Annotated in this window: 2 protein-coding genes; both read right to left on the reverse strand. The window is 63.7% G+C overall.

The genetic code is table 11. The features are described from left to right. Nucleotides 1–94: 94 nt before the first annotated feature. Nucleotides 95–850 carry an IS21-like element helper ATPase IstB gene (gene istB / locus KTQ37_RS16575; protein ID WP_218631616.1) on the reverse strand — a complete coding sequence of 252 codons (756 nt, stop codon included), beginning with the start codon at nt 848–850 and terminating at the stop codon, nt 95–97. Next, the coding region (locus KTQ37_RS16580) for a Mu transposase domain-containing protein (protein ID WP_413243731.1) at nt 847–1696 on the reverse strand (850 nt) is incomplete at its 5' end. The genes istB and KTQ37_RS16580, both read right to left, overlap by 4 nt.

A 1696-nucleotide genomic window follows, 5' to 3' on the forward strand; every position in this document is an offset into this window, starting at 1 on the left:
GTGCGCCATGGCGCGCGCGCTTCCCCCATAGCTGGCGCGGGCCATGGCGCACTGGCCCGTCAGGGCCAATCGTGTTCAGATGTCTGGATCAAGATCAGCGCCGCTTGCGGGCAGAGCTGTTGGCGAGGCGATAGCTTTCGCCGTTCATCTCGAGAATGCTGACGTGGTGGGTCAGCCGGTCGAGGAGCGCGCCGGTCAGGCGCTCGGAACCGAAGGTTTCGGTCCATTCATCGAATGGGAGATTGCTGGTGATCATGGTCGATCCGCGCTCATAGCGCTGCGAGATCAGTTCGAACAGTAGCTCGGCGCCGGTTTTCGACAGGGGCACGAAGCCGAGTTCGTCGATGATGAGGAGCTTGTAGCCGGCCATCTGCTTCTGGAAGCGGAGCAGACGGCGCTCGTCGCGGGCCTCCATCATCTCGCTGACCAGCGCCGCGGCGGTGGTGAAGCCAACCGAGAGGCCCTTCTGGCAAGCGGCCAGCCCGATGCCGAGGGCGACATGGGTCTTGCCGGTGCCGGACGGGCCAAGGGCAATGACATTCTCGCGGCGTTCGATCCATTCGCACCGGACCAGCTCCAGAACCTGCATCTTGTTCAGCTTCGGGATCGCCGCGAAGTCGAAGCTGTCCAGGCTTTTGACGGCCGGGAACTTCGCCGCCTTGATGCGGCGCTCGACCATTCGCCGTTCCCGGTCGATCAGTTCGAGTTCGACGAGCCGGGCCAGGTATCGGACATGGTCCAGCCCTTCCGCCGCGCATTGACCGGCCAGCTTTTGATGCTCGCGCAGGAACGTCGGCAGCTTCAGCGCCTTGAGATGATGGGCGAGCAGGATTTCCGGGGCATCATTCATGCCGCATCGCCCGACAGCAGCCGCATGTAAGACCCAGCCCTGGTCTTCTCGACCGTCGCCTTCGGCAGGTAGGGATAGCAGTCAAGGTCCAGTCGTGGCGGTCGACGTTCCACCCGGCACAGGAGCAGATGCTTCACCGCATCGAAGCTGAGCGCCCCCATCCGGAGAGCCTGGATCACTGCCGCACGCACGTCGGCCAGATCGAAGCCCTCCAAGAGCCGCAGGACCTGGACATATTCGCGCCCGCCCTGTCGGTTCATCCGCGCCTCCATCAGGCGACGCAAGGTGGCGAACTCCTCCGGCAGATCCCAGCCCTGCAGCGGCGCCGCCTGATCCAGTGCATTGATCTTCTGCTCGATCAGCGGAAGGTAATGGATCGGGTCGAAGACAAGTTCATCGCGCTCCCAGCACCGGGGGTGACGGGCGATCACCTCGCCCCGGCAACCAATCACGACCTCATGGACATAGCCCCGGATCCAGACATCCTGATGGCCGTAGGCGACCGGAACCGAGTAATCATTGGTCTTGTAGCGCACCAGCGATTGCGACGAGACCCGGCCGTTGTCCTGATCGCAGGCATCGAACGGCGCCGCCGGGAGGGGGCGCATCGCAGCAAGGTCACGTTGCAATCTCTCGCCGATCGTCTCGCTTTCGCCGCGCAGGACCGCGCGCTGACGCTTGCGGCACTGCTCTTCCAGCCACAGATTGAATGCCTGCCAGGTGGCGAACTCCGGCATCGGCACCATGAAGTTGCGGCGCGAATAGCCCACCAGGCCTTCGACATTCCCCTTGTCGTTGCCCTTTCCCGGGCGGCCGTAACGATCCCGGATCAGATAATGCGACAGG

This window comes from Sedimentimonas flavescens, from assembly GCF_019264375.1.
GTDB classification, from domain to species: domain Bacteria; phylum Pseudomonadota; class Alphaproteobacteria; order Rhodobacterales; family Rhodobacteraceae; genus Rhodobacter; species Rhodobacter flavescens.

Bases quoted from the DNA above. Each gene is read 5' to 3' on its own strand.
- istB (WP_218631616.1), bottom strand. From the start codon at position 850: ATGAATGATGCCCCGGAAATCCTGCTCGCCCATCATCTCAAGGCGCTG.